Raw genomic sequence first — 17,316 nt, forward strand, 5'->3', positions numbered from 1 at the left:
CTCAATACGACTTGGGCAGCCCCAGCACCTTTTCCGCGATGAAGCACATGATGAGCTGCGGGCTGACCGGCGCGATGCGCGGGATGAAGCTTTCGCGCAGCAGCCGCTCCACGTGGTACTCCTTGGCATACCCCATCCCGCCCAGCGTCATCACTGCCGTCTGGCAGGCGTTGTAGCCGGCCTCGGCCGCCAGGTACTTTGCCGAATTGGCGGCGGGGCCGCACGGCTTGCCCGCGTCGTACAGGCTGGCTGCCTTGAACACCATCAGGTCCGCGGCCTCCAGCTGCATCCAGGCCTGGGCGAGCGGATGCTGGATGCCCTGGTTTTTGCCGATGGGGCGTCCGAACACGGTGCGTTCGCCCGCGTACTTGACGGCCCGGTCCAGCGCGGCGCGCCCGATCCCCACCGCTTCGGCGGCGATCAGGATGCGCTCGGGGTTCAGGCCGTGCAGGATGTATTCAAAGCCACGGCCTTCCTCGCCGATGCGGTCGGCGACCGGAATCCGCAGGCCGTCAATGAACAGCATGTTCGAATCCACGGCCTTGCGGCCCATCTTCTCGATCTCCCGCACCTCGATCTTTTCGCGGTCCAGGTCGGTGTAGAAGAGCGACAGGCCCTGCGTGGGCTTTTCCACCTCGGACAGCGGGGTGGTGCGCGCCAGCAGCAACATCTTGCTGGCCACCTGCGCGGTCGAAATCCAGATCTTGCGGCCATGCACGATGTATTCGTCGCCCTGGCGCACGGCGCGGGTGCTCAGCTTGGTCGTGTCCAGCCCCGCGTCGGGCTCGGTGACCGCAAAGCAGGCTTTTTCCCGGCCGGCGATCAGCGGTTCAAGCCAGCGGCCGCGCTGCTCGTCGGTGCCAAACACCACCACCGGATTCAGCCCGAAGATGTTCATGTGGACGGCCGAGGCGCCCGTGAAGCCGGCGCCCGACGCCGCGATGGTCTGCATCATCAGCGCGGCTTCGGTCATGCCCAGGCCCGCGCCGCCGTATTCCTGCGGCATGGCGATGCCCAGCCAGCCGTCGCGCGCCAGGTCGGCGTGCAGCGGTTCCGGAAAGCCGCCTTCGCGGTCGCGTTCCAGCCAGTATTCGTCGGGATAGCGTTCGCAGATGCGGGATACGGCGTCGCGCAACGCCAGCTGTTCCGGGGTGAATTCAAAGTCCATCGTTGTTTCCGTCCTGGGTAATGCCACGGGCAAGCATGGCGTCGATCTGTTCCTGTCCATAGCCCGCTTCGGCCAGCACCTCGCGGCTGTGCTCGCCCAGCCGCGGGGCGGGGCGGCGTATCGAGGTCGGCGTGCCGGCGTACCGGCCGAGCGTCCCCGTGGTGCGGATGCGGCCTTCCGAGGGGTGGTCCATTTCCTGGATGAAGCCGGTCGCGGTCAGGTGCTCGTCCTGGATCAGGCCGTCGATGGTGTAGAGCTGCGAGGCTGGAATATCGGCGCGCGCCAGCTCGCGTAGCCAGTCGTCGCTGGCGCGGGTGGCGATCACCTCGGCCACGAAGGCATAGACCTCGCTGATGTGCGCGGCGCGGGCGCCATGGGTGCTGAAACGCGGGTCCTGCGACAGCTCGGGCCGCCCGATCAGTTCAAAGAAATTGCGCCAGTGCTTGTCGTTGTAGATCAGCAGGCAGATGTAGCCGTCCGCCGTCGCGTACGGCCGGCGATGCGGCGCCAAGAGGCGCGCGTAACCGGTGGGTCCCATCGGCGGCTCGAAGGTCGATCCGCCCAGATGGTCGCCCAGCACCATGTGCGCCATGCCCTCGAACATGGGGATCTCCACCGGCTGTCCGCGGCCCAGCGTCCGGGCGCTCAGCACCGCGGACACCAGCGCAATGCCGACGTGCAGGCCCACCGCCCGATCCGCCAGGGTCAGCGGCGCGTAGCGCGGCACGTCGCCGCTTTGCTGCGCGGACAGCGCGGCAATGCCGGTCTGCCCCTGGATCAGGTCGTCGTAGGCGGGGCGGCCGGCATAGGGGCCAGCCTCGCCGAACCCATAGGCGCCCACGTAGACGATGCGCGGATTGCGCGCCGTGACGGCTTCATACGACAGGCCCAGCCGCGCCATCGCTTGCGGGCGGATGTTGTAGAGCAGGGCGTCGCAGCTTTCGGCCAGTTTCAGGCAGGCTTCAAGGCCTTCGGGCGTCTTCAGGTCCAGCACGATCGAGCGCTTGTTGCGGTTCAGGTGCAGGTAGAGGTGCCCCATGCCGGGGTTGCGCATGGGGCCGACGGCCCGCATGTTGTCCCCCGCCGGCGACTCCACCTTGATGACGTCCGCGCCCAGGTCCGCCAGGACCTGGGTTGCGTACGGCCCCATCACCACCGAGCTCAGATCCAGGATGCGCACGCCGGCCAGCGGCCCGGCAACCGGCGTTTCAGGCAGGGGCTGGTCGATCATTGCTGCTCGATCCCCGCGTCACGGATCAGCTTGCCCCACAGGTCGCGCTGTTCGCCGACAAACTGCGCGAAGGCTTCGGGCGTGCTCGAGAAGGCGTCAAACCCCAGTCCCGCCAGGCGCTTTTTCACGTCGGGCTTTGCCACGATCTGGTTGATGGCCGCATTCAGCTTGGCCACGATCTCGGGCGGCATGCCTGCGGGGCCGAAGTAGCCGTTCCAGGAGTTCAAATCGAAGTCCGGCACGCCCGCCTCGGCCATCGAAGGCAGGTCGGGCACGATGGCGCTGCGCTCCGCGGTGGAGACGGCCAGGGCGCGCAACTGGCCCGATTGCACGAAGGGCAGGCCAGAGGTCAGGTCCGTGAACATGAAGTCCACCTGTCCGCCGACCACATCGGTCAGGCTCTGCGGCGTGCCTTTGTAGGGCACGTGCAGGATGTCGATCTTGGCGCGATTGGCCAGCGTGGCGCCCGCGACGATGCCGGTGCTGTTGCCGCTGGCGTAGGTGATGCGGCCAGGATTCTTCTTGGCGTCGGCCACCAGGTCGCCCACCGTCTTCCAGGGGCGCTTGGGATTCACGACCAGGATGAAGGGCAGGTTGCCGCCGCGCGCAATCGGGGTGAAGTCCTTGACAGGGTCATACGGCACGTTCTTCATCAGCCAGGGGGCGGCCGAATGGGAGGTGTTGGTGGTGACAAACAGCGTGTAGCCGTCCGGTTTGGCGCGGGCCACATAATTGGCCGCGATCGTCGCATTGGCGCCCGGCTTGTTCTCCACCACGACCTGCTGACCCAGCAGGGTCGACAACTCGGCGCCGAAGATCCGTCCCACGGCGTCCGTGCCCGATCCGGCGGGGAAGGGCACCACCAGGGTGATGGGTTTGTTGGGGTAATCGGCGGCATGGGCGGGGCCAGCCGCCATCAAGGCGGCGCCGCTGACCAGCGCGGCGCCCAGCAGGCGTAGGGATTGCATGGGTGTGTCTCCTGTATTTATGTAATGAGGCGCGGCTCTCGCGGCCGCTGCCTGCGCAAACGCCGCGTCAAGCGGCTGAGGGTGGCGCCGGAAAGTCGCGGATCACGCGATCGGGGGATTCTTCATACGGGGGCGTGTAGATCACCAGCAGCCGGGCCGGTTCGTCGCTCGTCACCGTGAAGACGTGGGGGATGTCCGGGGGGAAGTAGCAGCAGTCGCCGGGGGCCATGTCGGCCCATTCGTCCTGCACCTGCGCGCGGGCGGTGCCCGAAATCAGGTAACAGACCTGTTCGATGCCGGGATGCGCGTGCGGCAGGGCGCCCTTGCCCTTTTCGATCACCCCCAGCAACACTTCCACGCCGCGGGCGCCGACGGTTTCCGGGCTGATCAGCCGGCGGTTGAGGGTGCCGGTGTGATTGGCGGGGCTGTAGCCCGGTACGTCAGCTTCACGAACAAGCCATTTGGGAGTCGAACGCTGCGTCATGTCTCTTCCTTTTATTTTCCATACATGAATTTATTTTTACGTATGAAAAAAACATGGGCAAGCACTTTTTGCCCGCGGATACCGTGCCGCGCCCTAGGGGATTAGGGAAAACACCGGGCACACGCTGCTAAAATCGCAGGCTGATTTCCTTTCGCGAACCCGCCTCATGTCTTCTGTCCGCACGCCTGACGCCGCCGCCAACCTGTCCGATTGGCTGCAGTACCTGGAGTCCATCCACGCCACGGCGATCGACATGGGGCTGGACCGGGTGCGCCAGGTCGCGGACCGCATGCAACTGACGCTGCCCGGCATCAAATTCGTGGTCGGCGGCACCAATGGCAAGGGTTCCACCTGTGCCATGCTCGAGGCCATCCTGCTTGCGGCTGGCTACAAGGTGGGCCTGTACACCTCGCCGCACCTCATCGACTTCAACGAGCGTGCCCGCGTCAACGGCCAGATCGCCTCCGACCAAGACCTCATCACGCAGTTCCAGGCCGTCGAAGCCGCGCGCGGCGATGTGTCGCTGACTTATTTTGAATTCACCACGCTGGCCATTCTGCGCCTCTTCTCGCAGTCTCGGCTGGACGCGGTGGTGCTAGAAGTCGGCCTGGGCGGACGCCTGGATGCCGTCAACATCGTCGATGCCGACGTCTCCATCGTCACCAGCGTCGACCTGGACCACACCGACTGGCTGGGCGACACGCGCGAAAAAATCGGCTTCGAAAAAGCCCACATCTACCGCAGCGGCCGGCCGGCCATCTGCAGCGATCCCGTCCCCCCGCAGTCGCTGCTGGATCACGTCGAAGCCATCGGTGCAGACCTGTGGCTGTTCGGACGCGACTACAACTATTCCGGCGACCGCCAGCAGTGGGCCTACGGCGGTCGCGAACAGCGCCGCAGCGCGATGGCCTATCCGGCCCTGCGCGGCGCCAACCAACTGCTCAACGCCTCGGCGGCGCTGGCCGCGCTGGAATCCGTGCGCGACCGCCTGCCCGTGCAGCAGCAGGCCGTTCGATTGGGGCTGTTGCAGGCCTCGCTGCCGGGCCGCTTCCAGATCCTGCCGGGTCAGCCCACGGTAATCCTCGACGTCGCGCACAACCCGCACGCCGCGGCCGTGCTGGCGCAAAACCTCGACAACATGGGCTTTCATCCCTACACCCACGCGGTGTTCGGCATGCTGAACGACAAGGACCTCGCCGGGGTGGTGGCCAAGATGGGCTCCCGGATCGATTACTGGTATTGCGCCGGCCTTCCGGGACCGCGCGGCACGGCCGGTCAGGCGCTCGCGGATCAGGTCGCGGCGGCGCTCCCGCCGCTGCCCGCCGGCAGCGAAGCCCCCGGCATCCAGGCCTACGCCGATCCCGCCCAGGCCTTTGCCGCAGCGCGCGAACGGGCAGGGGAGAATGATAGAATCGTGATATTCGGATCGTTTCTCACCGTAGCCTCCGTTTTGCAGGCTCTGGGTCGCAAGGCATAGGCAAATCGGGCCATTCGCGTCATGGCGGCCCCGCCGCCTCAATGCCGCAAGGCGCCGCAAGGAATTCTCTTCCATGGGTTTTTTCAAACGCAAAGATCCCGCCGAGCAGGCGCAGACCTCCAAACGGGCTGCCGTGCCAAGCGAGGTCCAGGCCGCCGAGTTGCGTGGCCGCGCGCGTCGCAGGCTTGCGGGCGCAGTAGCGCTGGTGCTGGCAGCCGTCATCGTCCTTCCCATGGTGCTCGATTCGCAGCCCACGCCGGTCGACGACAACATTCCCATCAAGGTGCCGGAACGCAATACCCCGTTCCAGCCGCAGGTCTCCGAACCCCAGGCCGCCGCACCGACCGAGCCTTCCGCGCCCACCGACCCTGCCGCCGTTCCCACGCCGCCTGGCGTGACGTCCGTGCCGCCGGTGGCCGCCGCCTCCAACACGCCTCCTGCTACGACCCACACCACGCCGCCCGCCACGCAGCCGGCCACGCCCGCCGTGCCGCCGGTCACGCCGCCCAAGCCCGAGGTCAAACCCAAGCCCGAGCCGGCCAAGCCCACGACGCCGCCCAAGCCCGAGACGCGCTCGGACGACGGCGCGCGCGCCCTGGCGCTGCTCGAAGGCCGTAACGCGCCGGCGTCCGCGCCCAAGCCCGACACGCCCAAGCCGGCTGCCTCCAAGGGCAACTTCGTGCTGCAGATCGCCGCGTACACCACCTCGGAAGACGCCCAGTCGCGCCGCGGCAAGCTGCATCAGGCCGGGGTCACCAACGCATTTGTCGAGCAGGCCACCATCAATGGCAAGCAGCAGTACCGTCTGCGCGTGGGCCCGTTCCCGTCGCGCGAGGCGGCTCAGGCGGCCCAGGCGCGGTTGCGCACGCTGGGCTATGACAATGGTTTCATCGCCGCCCAATAGTGACCGGCTTCGACTTCGTCGTGCTGGCCATCCTGGCGGTATCGGGTGTGCTGGGCCTGGTGCGCGGCCTGCTCAAAGAGGTGCTGTCGCTGGTCGCCTATCTGCTGGCCTTTGTGGCCGCGATCTGGTGGGGTCCCACGGTCTATACCTGGCTGGAGCCCTATATTGAAACGACGCTGCTGCGCATGGGAGTCTCCTACGCGGCGGTGTTCATTATCGTGTTGCTCGGCGTGGGGTTGGTCAATATGACGCTTGCCGCCCTGATCCGCAGCACCGGACTCAGCCCGGCCGATCACGGCCTGGGCGGAATGTTCGGGCTGGCCCGTGGTCTATTGATTGTGCTGGCGCTGGTCGCCGCCGCAGGGTATACGCCGCTGCCGCAAGAGCCATGGTGGCAGGACGCCATGTTTTCGCATTCGGCCATCGAGGCCATCAAACATATCAAGACGTGGCTGCCGCCAACCCTGGCGACGTGGCTGCCGTACTGATTAGCTTCAAATCAACCAGGAAATCTCACCATGTGTGGAATCGTAGGGGTCATCGGGCGCGGGCCGGTCAACCAGCTGCTCTATGACAGCTTGCTGCTGTTGCAGCATCGCGGGCAGGACGCCGCGGGCATTGCGACGTCGCAAGGCAACCAGTTCAATATGTACAAGGCGCACGGCCTGGTGCGCGACGTGTTCCGCACGCGCAACATGCGCGCGCTGCCCGGCACGTCCGGCGTCGGCCAGGTCCGCTACCCCACCGCAGGCTCCAGCGCCAGCGAAGAAGAGGCCCAGCCTTTCTACGTCAACGCCCCGTTCGGCATCATGTTGTCCCACAACGGCAACCTGACCAACTGGCGCGAATTGCGCGAATCGCTCTATCGCGTCGACCGCCGCCACATCAACACGAACTCCGATTCCGAAGTCCTCCTGAACGTGCTGGCGCACGAGCTGCAATCGGCCGCCAACGGCGTGTCGCTGGACGATGACGCGATGTTCCGCGCGGTTGCCGCCCTGCACAAGCGCGTGCGCGGCGCCTATGCCGTCGTGGCCCAGATTTCCGGTTACGGCCTGCTCGCCTTCCGCGATCCCAACGGCATCCGTCCGCTGTGCATCGGCCGCCAGGAGACCGAAGAAGGCGTGGAATGGATGGCGGCCTCGGAATCCGTGGCCCTCGAAGGCAGCGGTTTCACCTTCGTGCGCGACGTCGAACCTGGCGAAGCCGTGTTCATCGACCTGGACGGCCGCATGGTCGCCCGCCAGTGCGCCGACAACCCGCAGCTCGTGCCGTGCATTTTCGAGTACGTCTACTTCGCCCGCCCCGATTCGATGATCGACGGCGTGTCGGTGTACGACGCGCGTCTGCGCATGGGTGAATACCTGGCCGACAAGGTCGCTCGCAACATGCGCCTGGGCGACATCGACGTCGTCATGCCGATTCCCGATTCCTCGCGCCCGGCCGCCATGCAGCTGGCCGCGCGTCTGAACCTGGACTATCGCGAAGGGCTCATCAAGAACCGCTACGTGGGCCGTACGTTCATCATGCCGGGCCAGGCCGTGCGCCGTAAGTCGGTGCGCCAGAAGCTCAATGCCATTGGCATGGAATTCAAGGGCAAGAACGTGCTGCTGGTGGACGACTCCATCGTGCGCGGCACGACCAGCCGCGAAATCGTCGACATGGCCCGCGCCGCCGGCGCCAACAAGGTGTACTTCGCCTCGGCCGCGCCTCCGGTGCGCTTCCCCAACGTGTACGGCATCGACATGCCCACGCAAAGCGAACTCATCGCCACCGGCCGTACGGACGAGGAAATCGCCCGCGCGATCGGCGCCGACAGCCTGGTCTACCAGGACCTGCACGATATGCAGCAGGCGGTTCGCGACATCAACCCCAAGCTGACGCGCTTCGAGGCCTCGTGCTTCGACGGCCAGTACATCACCGGCGACATCACGCCCGAGTACCTGGCCCGCCTGGGGCAGTCGCGCTCCGAGCCCGGCAAGGACGAAGACGCGGGCGGTCTGCGCTTCAATATGGGCTACACGTCCGACGACGCCTGATTTCTCCCGGCGTTTCGCGCAGACAAAAATGCCGTCCCTCGGGACGGCATTTTTTTCGTCGGCGGGGCAGCGCCGCAGGCAATGGCTAGCCCTGCGCTTCCCATAGCGGCGTGCGCGTGGCCTCGAGATGCGTGAGGTACAGCCGCAGGTCGAACTCGTATTGATGGTAATGCGGCTCCATGCGCAGGCACATGTTGTAGAACGCCTTGTTGTGGTCCTTTTCCTTCAGGTGAGCCAGTTCGTGCACGGTGATCATCTTCAGGAATTCCGCGGGCACGTTCTTGAACAGCGTCGCCACCCGGATCTCGTGCTTGGCCTTCAGCTTGCCGCCCTGCACGCGCGAGATATAGGTGTGCTGGCCCAGCGCATGCTGGATCACGTGGATCTTGCTGTCGAAGGCCACCTTGTTGATCTGGTCGCCGTTGCGCATGTAGGCGTTCTTCAGGTCCGTCACGTACTGGTACAGCGCCTTGTCGGTGCGCACTTCGTGCGCGCCACCTGGATACCGGGCAAGCAGGGCCGCGCCCAGCTTGTCCTGGTCCAGCAGCTTTTGCGCTTGCGCCAGCAGCGGTTCCGGGTAGCCGGTCAGGTATTTCAGCGTCTGCACGGATCGAAGCGGCCGGCTCAGGCGTGGCCGCGCCGGAACACCACTGGCAGGGCCATGAAGAACAGGATCACGAATAGCGCCAGGCTCCACAGGGCGTACTCGACGCCCAGCACCGGCACCTTGGCGTCCATGCAGGTGGCATAGATGCCGAACAGCGGCGGAATGGCGCTTTCCAGCCCGATGCCGGTCATGAAGCGGTCGGCAAACGTCTGGTCGCACGACAGCATGTTGGCGGCAACGCTGTACTGATACCAGGCGGCTACGATGCCGGACAGCGACAAGAGGGCGGCAAGAAAGCCGCAAATGCGCGTCAGCGCGCGTCCGCCGCCAAAGCTGCCGATCAGCGCGACGACGCCGATCACCAGGTAGATCAGGCGCTGCATCACGCACCAGGCGCAGGGCGGCATGTCGAAGACGTGCTGGGAAACGAGGGCGATGCCCACCGCGCCGAAGGAGAAGAGGGCGATCAGGCGGAGCAGGCGTTCTGAGCGAGAGGTCATTGTTGCGTTGGAATGAGTTGGACGAAGCCGGCGCGGCGGCCGGACTTGCTTAGGCCTTCGGGACGGGAATTGGTTGCATCACCTGCGTCAGCACGCTCAGGAGCAGTTCCCGCGCGCCTTCCCAGAAAATCTGCACCCCGAGACACAGCATGATGAAGGCCGATAGCCGCATGAAGACCGCCGTGCCGTTATCGCCCAGGCGATGCAGCATCTGCGCCGCAAAGCGCAGGCAGACGTAAAGCGTCAGGGACACGACGATGATGCCGGGAATGGACCCCGCCAGCCGCACCAGGCTCCATGCGTGGTTCGTGTCCCGCAGCGAGACGCCCACCGTGATGGCGGCCGCGATGGAGCCGGGGCCGCAACTGATGGGGAAGGTCAGCGGATAGAACGCGCGCGCCTTCGCCATCTCGGGCGTGAACGATTCGGCCATGCGCGCCACCCGCTCGGTGTCGGCATCTGGCGAGTTCACCAGCCGCCAGGCGCTGGCGATCACCAGCATGCCCCCGCCCACGCGCACGATGGACAGCGAGATGCCGAAAAAACTGAGGAGCACGTTGCCCGCCACCATGGCCACGATCAGCATCAGGCACACGTTGATCGCGACCCGCTTGGCCAGCACCACCCGCGTGGCCGAGGACGCGCCCTCGGTCAGCGAAAGAAAGATGGGGGCGATCGCAGGCGGATTCAGGAACGGCAGCAGGGTGGCCAGTGCGAAGAAAAAGCTGCCACCGAAAATGCGCAGATAGTCGTTGAGCTGCATGTGAGCAAGCATCGCCTGGCCGAAAACCCGGATTGTATGCGGTCCGGGCCGGGTCTGGCGATGCCAGGTCAGGCAGCGCGCTGCTGGGCCTCGTCGCCCGACAGCGCGTCAAGGATGTCGCGTTCGAACTGCATCTGGCTGCGGGGGCGCGCCAGTGTGGATCCATCCACAATGAACACGTCTTCCACGCGGTCGCCCAGCGTCATGATCTTGGCCATGAGCAGGTTGATCTCGTGGCGCGCAAAGACGCGCGCCAGGGCGTGCAGCAGCCCGGGGCGGTCGGTCGCCGTGACGGACAGGCGCCATGACGTGCTGCGCTCGTCCGGCTGCAGTTCGGCCTGGGGCATGACCGGAAACACGCGAGACACGCGGGACTGCCGGCCACGACCGTACCAACCGCCGCGGCCGGGCTGGGCCTGCGCGGCCGCCTGCGGATCCTTCAGGCGTTCGGCAAGTTCGTGTTCGACCAGCGTGGCCTGCGCCCGCAGGTCGCTGGCGCCCTCCGGCAGCAGAACGATGAAGCTGTCCAGCGCCCAGCCATGGCGGGTCGTGTGGATGCGCGCGTCCTGAATGGACAGCGACTTGGCGTCGAAATAACCGCAAATGGCGACAAATAGATCGGGGGCGTCGCGCGTGTAGACCATGATCTGCAGGCCTTCACCCTGTTCGGTGGGGCGCGCCTTGACCACGGCTTTGGCCGGCGCGACCTGGTGATACAGGTGGCGCGTGTGCCAGGCGATGTCGGACGCGTCATGGCGCAGGAAATACGCCACGTCGAGCTGATTCCAGAACGCCTCGCGCGCGTCGTCGCGCAGGCCGGCCAGCCGGGTCAGCCGGGCTGCTTCTTCCTTGCGCTCGGCCAGCACGGTGTGGGCGTCGGCATGGGCGCCGCCCAGCGCCGCCAGCGTCAGCTTGTACAGGTCTTCCAGCAGCTTGCCCTTCCAGGCGTTCCAGACCTTGGGGCTGGTGCCGCGAATGTCCGCCACCGTCAGCAGATACAGCGCGGTCAGATGGCGCTCGTCCTTCACCGTGGCGGCGAATTCCTGCACGACGTCGGGGTCGGAGAGGTCGCGCTTTTGCGCCACCGCCGACATCAGCAGATGCTGACGCACCAAAAACTCGACCAGTTTCGCGTCTTCCGGGTCCATGCCGTGATCCGCCGCGAACTTGCGCACTTCGCGCGCACCCAGTTCGGAATGATCGCCGCCGCGGCCCTTGGCGATGTCGTGAAACAGCGCCGCCACGTACAGCAGCCAGTGCCGGTCCAGGCCGGCGATCAGCTGGCTGGCCAGCGGATATTCCTGCGCGTGCTCGGGCATGGTGAATCGGCGCAGGTTGCGCACCACCGCGAGCGTGTGCTGGTCCACCGTATAGGCATGGAAAAGGTCGTGCTGCATCTGGCCCACGATGCGGCGGAACACCGGCAGATAACGCGGCAGGATGTTCAGCATGGTCATGCGCCGCAGTTCGTGCACGATGCCGCGCGGCTGCTGCAGGATCTGCAGGAACAGCTTGCGGTTGACCGGGTTGCGGCGGAACTGCGCGTCGATGCGGTGACGCGAATGCCAGATGGCGCGCAGCGTGCGCGCCGACATGCCGGTCAGCTCGGGGTGCTGCTGCATCACCAGGAAGGCGCGCAGCAGCAGCGTGGGATTGCGCTCGAAGCCGTCGTCCCGAATGATGTCCAGGCGGTCGCGCAGGTTGCGGAAATCGTCATCGATGTCGCGCGCGTCGCTGTCGGGGCGCGGGAACAGCCGTTCCTCGATGTTCTGCACCAGGATGCCGTTCAACTGCGTCACCAGACGCGCCGCCCAGTAGTAGCGCTGCATCAGCAGTTCGCTGCCCCGCCGCGTGGCGGTGGCGTGGATGCCGTAGACATCGGCCAGTGCGGGCTGCAGATCGAACAGCACCCGGTCTTCGCGCCGATTGGCCAGCAGATGCAGTTCAATGCGCAGGCGCTTGAAAGCCTGCTCGGCCTTGCGCAGGTCGCGCGCCTCGGACGAGGTCAGCAACCCCGCCTGCGCCACCGAGCGCCAGTTATTGCCGAAACCGGCTGCACGCGCCATCCATAGAATGACTTGCAGATCGCGCAAGCCGCCCGGCGATTCCTTGCAATTGGGCTCCAGCGCGTACGGGGTGTCGTGGTAGCGCGCATGGCGCTGCTGCATTTCGACGCGCTTGGCCAGAAAAAACGCCTGCGGATCAAGCCGGGACTTGGTCGCGGCATCGAATTTGCGCATCAGCACGCGGCTGCCGGCCAGCCAGCGGGATTCCAGCAGCGCGGTTTCCACGGTGATGTCCGCGTCCGCCTCGCGCTCGCAATCCTCGATGGTGCGCACGCTGTGGCCGGGCTCCAGTCCCAGATCCCACAGCGAAGCCACCAGTTTTTCGATCGCGCTTTCTTCGTCCGGCGTCGGGGCGTGGGGCAGCAGGATCAGCAGGTCGACGTCGGAATGAGGGTAGAGCTCGCCACGGCCATAACCGCCCACGGCAGCCAGCGTGGCGCCGATCGGCAGCGGACAATGCTTGACCAGATCCCGCAGGGCGGCATCCACGATGCGTCGCAATTCGGTCAGCAGGATGTCCGGCCGTTCGTGTTCCCGGAACTGGGCCACCGCGGCCCGCCGGGATTCCTGGATGCGTTCGCGCAGCTTGGTAAGGATTTCGGCGGTCATGGGTGGCTGCGGGCTTCAGACGGCGGGAATGACGATGGGTTCGGTGATGAACGCGGGCGGCTGGGGCATGCCGGGCGAGAGGGTCAGGACCTCGTAGCCGGTTTCCGTCACGCAGACGGCGTGTTCCCATTGCGCGGACAGGCTGTGGTCGCGGGTGACGACGGTCCAGCCGTCGGCCAGTTGGCGGATCTCGCGGCGTCCGGCGTTGATCATGGGCTCGATGGTGAACAGCATGCCGGTCACCAGCTTCACGCCCGTGCCGGGCTTGCCGTAGTGCAGCACCTGCGGGTCTTCATGGAAGCGTTCGCCGATGCCGTGGCCGCAGAATTCGCGCACCACCGAGAAGCCGTTCGATTCGGCGTGCTTCTGGATCGCATTGCCGATGTCGCCCAGCGTGGCGCCGTTCTTGACCTGCTGGATGCCTTTCCACATGCACTCGAACGTGATGTCGGACAGGCGCCGGGACAGAATGGACTGCTCGCCCACCGCGTACATCCGGCTCGTGTCGCCAAACCAGCCATCCTTGATGATGGTGACGTCGATGTTCAATGAGTCCCCGTTTTTTAGGACCTTGTCGCCCGGGATGCCGTGACACACCTGATGGTTGACCGAGGTACAGATGGCGCCGGGGAAGGGCGGGTAGCCCGGGGGCGCATAGCCGACCGTGGCGGACTTCACCTTGAGCTCGTCGGTCAGGTATTCCAGGCACAGGCGGTCGAGTTCGCCCGTGGTGACCCCCGGCTTGACGTGCGGGGTGATGAAATCGAGAACTTTGGCGGCGTCCTGGCAGGCGGCGCGCATCTTGGCCAGGTCGGCCGGATTGGTGATTGTGCCCATGGAATGCTTGCGACGAGTCGCTTGAATGTCTGCTTGAAAGAATAGTAGAATTATAGGCTTCCCTAAAAATTTGGGGAGCAATCGGGTTACCGGCAAGAAGAGTCAGGACAAGAACATCCGTCAGGGTGGGAACATCCCGGCTCCCAGCCAAACCCGGCGGGTGCTGGCCTTTGGGTCCAGAGCACAGGTCTAGAGCAGAGGTTCTAGTGCACACCGGCAGGAAATCTGGTTTCGCGCGGTTCTTTCTTGAGATCCCGTGGCAAGCCCTGAAGTTTCACCGCAAGCGAAGGTTGTGGAGCGAATTCGGGCAGGCTGCTGGTGTTGAGGAAAAAATGGGCGACAAACGGAAATCCGGCTGGATGCGCTTAGGGCATGAAGCTTTTGGCATGGCGCTTGGGGCATGGATGCTGACACTGGCTGGGCGCGGTGTGCTTGCAAGCCCGGAAGTGTTTTCGAGCGGCGATGCAGGTTCGGTATGGGCGCTGGATTAAGTTCTTGGAATCGTGCTTAGAAGCGTCTGCTGAAAAGCGTGTGCTGAAAAGCGCATCCTGAAAGGGGTCCTTAAGAACTGCCACAGCGGCCTGATGCGCGGGCGGGCCTAGCGGCCACGTTCGCGAAGAACTGGATTTCGCCGCCAACAAAACAATTCCGGGTGCGTCTTGAAGAAACTTCCAGGAAACTCCTGGAGTGTCGGACAGACGCAATGCAAGTCTCTTGTCGTGTGGCGGCCGTCTGGGTTTATCGCGGCAGCGTAGTAGAAGTCGTTAAAGGCGCGCCGCTACAGGCAACACGCCTGGAGCGTCGTAGTTATTGCGGCAGTGATCGGCCGGCCCGGTTAAAATTTTTGTCATCCCGCGTTTTTGCGGGAAATCGCGCGCAACACCACCCAGGGTGTCAGCAGGATGCTGATGCAGGTGCGGCGCAAGAAACCAACCCTTGGAGAATTAAATGTCTTTGATGCGCGAAATGCTGGAAGCGGGTGTCCACTTTGGTCACCAGACCCGTTACTGGAACCCCAAGATGTCGCAGTACATCTTCGGCCACCGCAACAAGATTCACATCATCAACCTCGAAAAGACGGTTGATAAGTACCAGGAAGCCACCAAGTTCGTGAAGCAGCTGGCTGCTCGCGGCGGCAACATCCTGTTCGTCGGCACGAAGCGCGCTGCTCGCGAGCTGGTCGCCGCTGAAGCCGCCCGTTGCGGCATGCCCTTCGTCGACGCCCGCTGGCTCGGCGGCATGCTGACCAACTTCAAGACGGTCAAGACCTCGGTCAAGCGCCTGAAGGACATGGAAGCCGTTGTCGCCGAAGGCGGCGCCGAGCGCATGATCAAGAAGGAAGGCCTGCTGTTCCAACGCGAACTGGACAAGCTGAACAAGTCGATCGGCGGCATCAAGGACATGAACGGTCTGCCCGATGCCATGTTCGTGATCGACGTCGGCTACCACAAGATCGCCATCGCCGAAGCCAAGACGCTGGGCATCCCCGTGGTCGCCGTGGTTGACACCAACCACTCGCCCGAAGGTATCGACTACGTCATCCCCGGCAACGACGACTCGGCCAAGGCCATCGCGCTGTACGCCAAGGGCATCGCCGACGCCGTCCTGGAAGGCCGCGAGCAAAACCTGAACGGTCTGGTCGAAGAACTGGGCGAAGGTCAGGAAGAGTTCGTCGAAGTGCAAGACAACCAGGCCTAAGCCTGTTGTCATGTCCGGCGGGTAAGGTCTGGAAGCGGCGCCGAATCTGGTCCGCTTTCGCCCCGCCGGCGCTGCGAAGCTGGGCTCCCATCTTCCAGGCCCGCCACGTGCGGGCGTCTCATCGAATCAAATCACAGCCCCGGCCCGCCGGGGCGTGTCTTAGCAAAATTTGGAGCAAACATGGCTGAAATTACCGCTGCCCTGGTCAAGGAACTGCGCGAAAAGACTGACGCGCCCATGATGGAATGCAAGAAGGCCCTGACGGAAGCCGAAGGTGACCTGGCCCGCGCCGAGGAAATCCTGCGCGTCAAGCTGGGCAACAAGGCCAGCAAGGCTGCTGCCCGCGTCACCGCCGAAGGCCTGATCGGTCTGTTCATCTCCGCCGACGCCAAGAAGGGCGCCGTCATCGAAATCAACTGCGAAACCGACTTCGTCGCCAAGAACGACGACTTCGTCGGCTTCGTGAACAAGCTGGCCGAACTGGTCGCGACGCAGAACCCGGCCGACGTCGCCGCGCTGTCGGCGCTGCCGTACGGTGAAGGCACCGTCGAAACCACCCGCACTGCCCTGATCGGCAAGATTGGCGAAAACATCTCGATCCGCCGCTTCGAGCGCATCGAGACCGCCAACTCGCTGGCCAGCTACGTGCACGGCGGCAAGATCGGCGTGCTGGTCGAATACACCGGCGCCGAAGAAGTGGGCAAGGACCTGGCGATGCACATCGCCGCCACCAAGCCCAAGGCCCTGAACGCCGACGGCGTGAACCCGGCCGACATCGCTGCCGAGCGCTCGGTTGCCGAGCAGAAGGCCGCTGAATCCGGCAAGCCGGCCGACATCGTCGCCAAGATGGTGGAAGGCTCAGTCGTGAAGTTCCTGAAGGAAGTGACGCTGCTGTCGCAGCCCTTCGTCAAGAGCGACAAGCACACGGTCGAACAGCACCTGAAGGAAAAGGGCGCGTCGATCAGCAAGTTCGTGCTGTTTGTCGTCGGCGAAGGTATCGAGAAGAAGACCAGCGACTTTGCCGCTGAGGTTGCCGCCGCCGCCGCTGGCGCCGCCTGACCTCTAGGTAGTGCTTAAAGGCCGGCGCTAGATTAAATTCTAGTCCGGCCTTTTTCGCCGCATGGGCCCCCAAAGGCAGACGCCTCGGGGGCGCCCAACCCGCCTTGCGGGCGCGGCGCTGGGGGTCAACCCCATTCTTGACTTACACTTTCGTCGGATTGTTCTTCGGGATATCACCTATGAGCAGCAGGGCATACAAACGGGTTCTTCTCAAACTTTCCGGCGAGGCGCTGATGGGCGACGATGCATTCGGCATCAATCGCTCCACCATCGTCCGTATGACCGATGAGATCGCTGAAGTCGCCGCCACGGGCGTCGAACTGGCCATCGTCATCGGCGGAGGCAACATCTTCCGTGGCGTCGCCCCGGGTGCGCAGGGCATGGACCGCGCGACCGCCGACTACATGGGCATGATGGCCACCATCATGAACGCGCTTGCGCTGCAAGACGCGCTCAAGCACAAGGGTATCGACACCCGGGTACAATCCGCGCTGAATATCGATCAGGTCGTCGAGCCCTACATCCGGCCGAAGGCTTTGCGCTACCTCGAAGAGGGCAAGGTCGTGATCTTCGCCGCGGGCACCGGCAACCCCTTCTTCACCACCGATACGGCTGCGGCACTGCGCGGCGCCGAGATCGGCGCGGAGATCGTGCTGAAGGCCACCAAGGTGGACGGCATCTACAGCGCGGATCCCAACAAGGATCCCACCGCAACGCGCTATGCGCGCATCAGCTTCGACGAGGCGATCGTCCGCCGTCTGGAAGTCATGGACGCCACCGCCTTTGCGCTGTGCCGCGACCAGAAACTGCCGATCAAGGTGTTTTCGATCAATAAGTCCGGCGCGCTCAAGCGAGTCGTGAGCGGCGAGGACGAAGGCACGTTGGTACACGTTTAAAGAAAAGGAA

Annotated in this window: 17 protein-coding genes; 8 read left to right on the top strand and 9 right to left on the bottom strand. The window is 64.8% G+C overall.

Annotation, left to right across the window (positions count from 1 at the left end; all coding sequences use genetic code 11):
- Nucleotide 1: 1 nt before the first annotated feature.
- The 4 genes from B2W22_RS04185 to B2W22_RS04200 form a co-directional block, all read right to left on the bottom strand.
- Complete coding sequence (locus B2W22_RS04185) at nt 2-1,168, bottom strand: acyl-CoA dehydrogenase family protein (protein WP_175139156.1); 1,167 nt, start codon at nt 1,166-1,168, stop codon at nt 2-4.
- Nucleotides 1,158-2,399 carry a CaiB/BaiF CoA transferase family protein gene (locus B2W22_RS04190; RefSeq protein WP_286936289.1) on the bottom strand — a complete coding sequence of 414 codons (1,242 nt, stop codon included), beginning with the start codon at nt 2,397-2,399 and terminating at the stop codon, nt 1,158-1,160. The genes B2W22_RS04185 and B2W22_RS04190 overlap by 11 nt, the downstream gene beginning before the upstream one ends.
- Nucleotides 2,396-3,367 (bottom strand): Bug family tripartite tricarboxylate transporter substrate binding protein, encoded by a 972-nt coding sequence (locus B2W22_RS04195; protein ID WP_191578080.1) that lies wholly within the window; start codon nt 3,365-3,367, stop codon nt 2,396-2,398. Before B2W22_RS04195 ends, B2W22_RS04190 begins: the two co-directional genes overlap by 4 nt.
- 67 nt (nt 3,368-3,434) lie before the next feature.
- Entirely contained in the window at nt 3,435-3,851 is a 417-nt protein-coding gene (locus tag B2W22_RS04200) for a cupin domain-containing protein (protein ID WP_286936291.1), read from the bottom strand.
- Between the two features lie 166 nt (nt 3,852-4,017).
- Here B2W22_RS04200 and folC point away from each other — a divergent pair, with 166 nt between their 5' ends.
- From folC to purF, 4 genes are all read left to right on the top strand, one after another.
- A complete protein-coding gene (gene folC / locus B2W22_RS04205; protein ID WP_175139159.1) occupies nt 4,018-5,328 on the top strand; it encodes a bifunctional tetrahydrofolate synthase/dihydrofolate synthase in 1,311 nt (436 codons plus the stop codon).
- A gap of 73 nt (nt 5,329-5,401) precedes the next feature.
- Nucleotides 5,402-6,232 carry an SPOR domain-containing protein gene (locus tag B2W22_RS04210; RefSeq protein WP_175121939.1) on the top strand — a complete coding sequence of 277 codons (831 nt, stop codon included), beginning with the start codon at nt 5,402-5,404 and terminating at the stop codon, nt 6,230-6,232.
- Nucleotides 6,232-6,720: a CvpA family protein gene (locus tag B2W22_RS04215; protein ID WP_175186107.1), complete on the top strand. Its 489-nt coding sequence runs from the start codon at nt 6,232-6,234 to the stop codon at nt 6,718-6,720. Before B2W22_RS04210 ends, B2W22_RS04215 begins: the two co-directional genes overlap by 1 nt.
- A 30-nt stretch (nt 6,721-6,750) precedes the next feature.
- Nucleotides 6,751-8,271, top strand: coding sequence for an amidophosphoribosyltransferase (gene purF / locus B2W22_RS04220; protein ID WP_175121937.1), 1,521 nt, complete (start codon nt 6,751-6,753; stop codon nt 8,269-8,271).
- An 85-nt stretch (nt 8,272-8,356) separates the two neighbouring features.
- Here purF and B2W22_RS04225 read toward each other — a convergent pair whose 3' ends face one another.
- The 5 genes from B2W22_RS04225 to map all read right to left on the bottom strand — a co-directional run bounded on the left by B2W22_RS04225 (nt 8,357) and on the right by map (nt 13,653).
- The gene (locus tag B2W22_RS04225) at nt 8,357-8,878 is read right to left on the bottom strand and encodes a M48 family metallopeptidase (protein ID WP_175121936.1); all 522 of its coding nucleotides are present in this window, start codon (nt 8,876-8,878) and stop codon (nt 8,357-8,359) included.
- Nucleotides 8,879-8,895: 17 nt separating this feature from the next.
- Nucleotides 8,896-9,378: a disulfide bond formation protein B gene (locus tag B2W22_RS04230; protein ID WP_286936294.1), complete on the bottom strand. Its 483-nt coding sequence runs from the start codon at nt 9,376-9,378 to the stop codon at nt 8,896-8,898.
- A 49-nt stretch (nt 9,379-9,427) separates the two neighbouring features.
- On the bottom strand, nt 9,428-10,141 hold the full coding sequence (locus tag B2W22_RS04235; RefSeq protein ID WP_056570280.1) for a MarC family protein: 714 nt from the start codon (nt 10,139-10,141) through the stop codon (nt 9,428-9,430).
- A gap of 68 nt (nt 10,142-10,209) precedes the next feature.
- Nucleotides 10,210-12,816 (bottom strand): [protein-PII] uridylyltransferase, encoded by a 2,607-nt coding sequence (locus B2W22_RS04240; protein ID WP_286936297.1) that lies wholly within the window; start codon nt 12,814-12,816, stop codon nt 10,210-10,212.
- Nucleotides 12,817-12,831: 15 nt separating this feature from the next.
- Nucleotides 12,832-13,653: a type I methionyl aminopeptidase gene (gene map, locus B2W22_RS04245; protein ID WP_175121933.1), complete on the bottom strand. Its 822-nt coding sequence runs from the start codon at nt 13,651-13,653 to the stop codon at nt 12,832-12,834.
- A gap of 206 nt (nt 13,654-13,859) precedes the next feature.
- Between map and B2W22_RS04250 the strand changes: the two genes are divergently transcribed.
- From B2W22_RS04250 to pyrH, 4 genes are all read left to right on the top strand, one after another.
- Nucleotides 13,860-14,144, top strand: a complete 285-nt coding sequence (locus B2W22_RS04250) for a hypothetical protein (protein ID WP_286936300.1) — start codon at nt 13,860-13,862, stop codon at nt 14,142-14,144.
- A 457-nt stretch (nt 14,145-14,601) separates the two neighbouring features.
- Entirely contained in the window at nt 14,602-15,351 is a 750-nt protein-coding gene (rpsB, locus tag B2W22_RS04255) for a 30S ribosomal protein S2 (protein WP_175121932.1), read from the top strand.
- Nucleotides 15,352-15,531: 180 nt separating this feature from the next.
- Nucleotides 15,532-16,410 (top strand): translation elongation factor Ts, encoded by an 879-nt coding sequence (tsf, locus tag B2W22_RS04260; RefSeq protein WP_092582300.1) that lies wholly within the window; start codon nt 15,532-15,534, stop codon nt 16,408-16,410.
- Between the two features lie 179 nt (nt 16,411-16,589).
- Nucleotides 16,590-17,306 (top strand): UMP kinase, encoded by a 717-nt coding sequence (gene pyrH / locus B2W22_RS04265; protein WP_054425864.1) that lies wholly within the window; start codon nt 16,590-16,592, stop codon nt 17,304-17,306.
- Nucleotides 17,307-17,316: the final 10 nt, after the last annotated feature.

This window comes from Achromobacter sp. UBA4530 (assembly GCF_002388205.1).
Lineage (GTDB): Bacteria > Pseudomonadota > Gammaproteobacteria > Burkholderiales > Burkholderiaceae_B > Achromobacter > Achromobacter animicus.

Bases quoted from the DNA above. Each gene is read 5' to 3' on its own strand.
- B2W22_RS04185 (WP_175139156.1), bottom strand. From the start codon at position 1,168: ATGGACTTTGAATTCACCCCGGAACAGCTGGCGTTGCGCGACGCCGTA.
- map (WP_175121933.1), bottom strand. From the start codon at position 13,653: ATGGGCACAATCACCAATCCGGCCGACCTGGCCAAGATGCGCGCCGCC.
- B2W22_RS04210 (WP_175121939.1), top strand. From the start codon at position 5,402: ATGGGTTTTTTCAAACGCAAAGATCCCGCCGAGCAGGCGCAGACCTCC.
- B2W22_RS04190 (WP_286936289.1), bottom strand. From the start codon at position 2,399: ATGATCGACCAGCCCCTGCCTGAAACGCCGGTTGCCGGGCCGCTGGCC.
- pyrH (WP_054425864.1), top strand. From the start codon at position 16,590: ATGAGCAGCAGGGCATACAAACGGGTTCTTCTCAAACTTTCCGGCGAG.
- B2W22_RS04240 (WP_286936297.1), bottom strand. From the start codon at position 12,816: ATGACCGCCGAAATCCTTACCAAGCTGCGCGAACGCATCCAGGAATCC.
- B2W22_RS04230 (WP_286936294.1), bottom strand. From the start codon at position 9,378: ATGACCTCTCGCTCAGAACGCCTGCTCCGCCTGATCGCCCTCTTCTCC.
- B2W22_RS04235 (WP_056570280.1), bottom strand. From the start codon at position 10,141: ATGCAGCTCAACGACTATCTGCGCATTTTCGGTGGCAGCTTTTTCTTC.
- B2W22_RS04195 (WP_191578080.1), bottom strand. From the start codon at position 3,367: ATGCAATCCCTACGCCTGCTGGGCGCCGCGCTGGTCAGCGGCGCCGCC.
- tsf (WP_092582300.1), top strand. From the start codon at position 15,532: ATGGCTGAAATTACCGCTGCCCTGGTCAAGGAACTGCGCGAAAAGACT.
- folC (WP_175139159.1), top strand. From the start codon at position 4,018: ATGTCTTCTGTCCGCACGCCTGACGCCGCCGCCAACCTGTCCGATTGG.
- B2W22_RS04200 (WP_286936291.1), bottom strand. From the start codon at position 3,851: ATGACGCAGCGTTCGACTCCCAAATGGCTTGTTCGTGAAGCTGACGTA.
- rpsB (WP_175121932.1), top strand. From the start codon at position 14,602: ATGTCTTTGATGCGCGAAATGCTGGAAGCGGGTGTCCACTTTGGTCAC.
- purF (WP_175121937.1), top strand. From the start codon at position 6,751: ATGTGTGGAATCGTAGGGGTCATCGGGCGCGGGCCGGTCAACCAGCTG.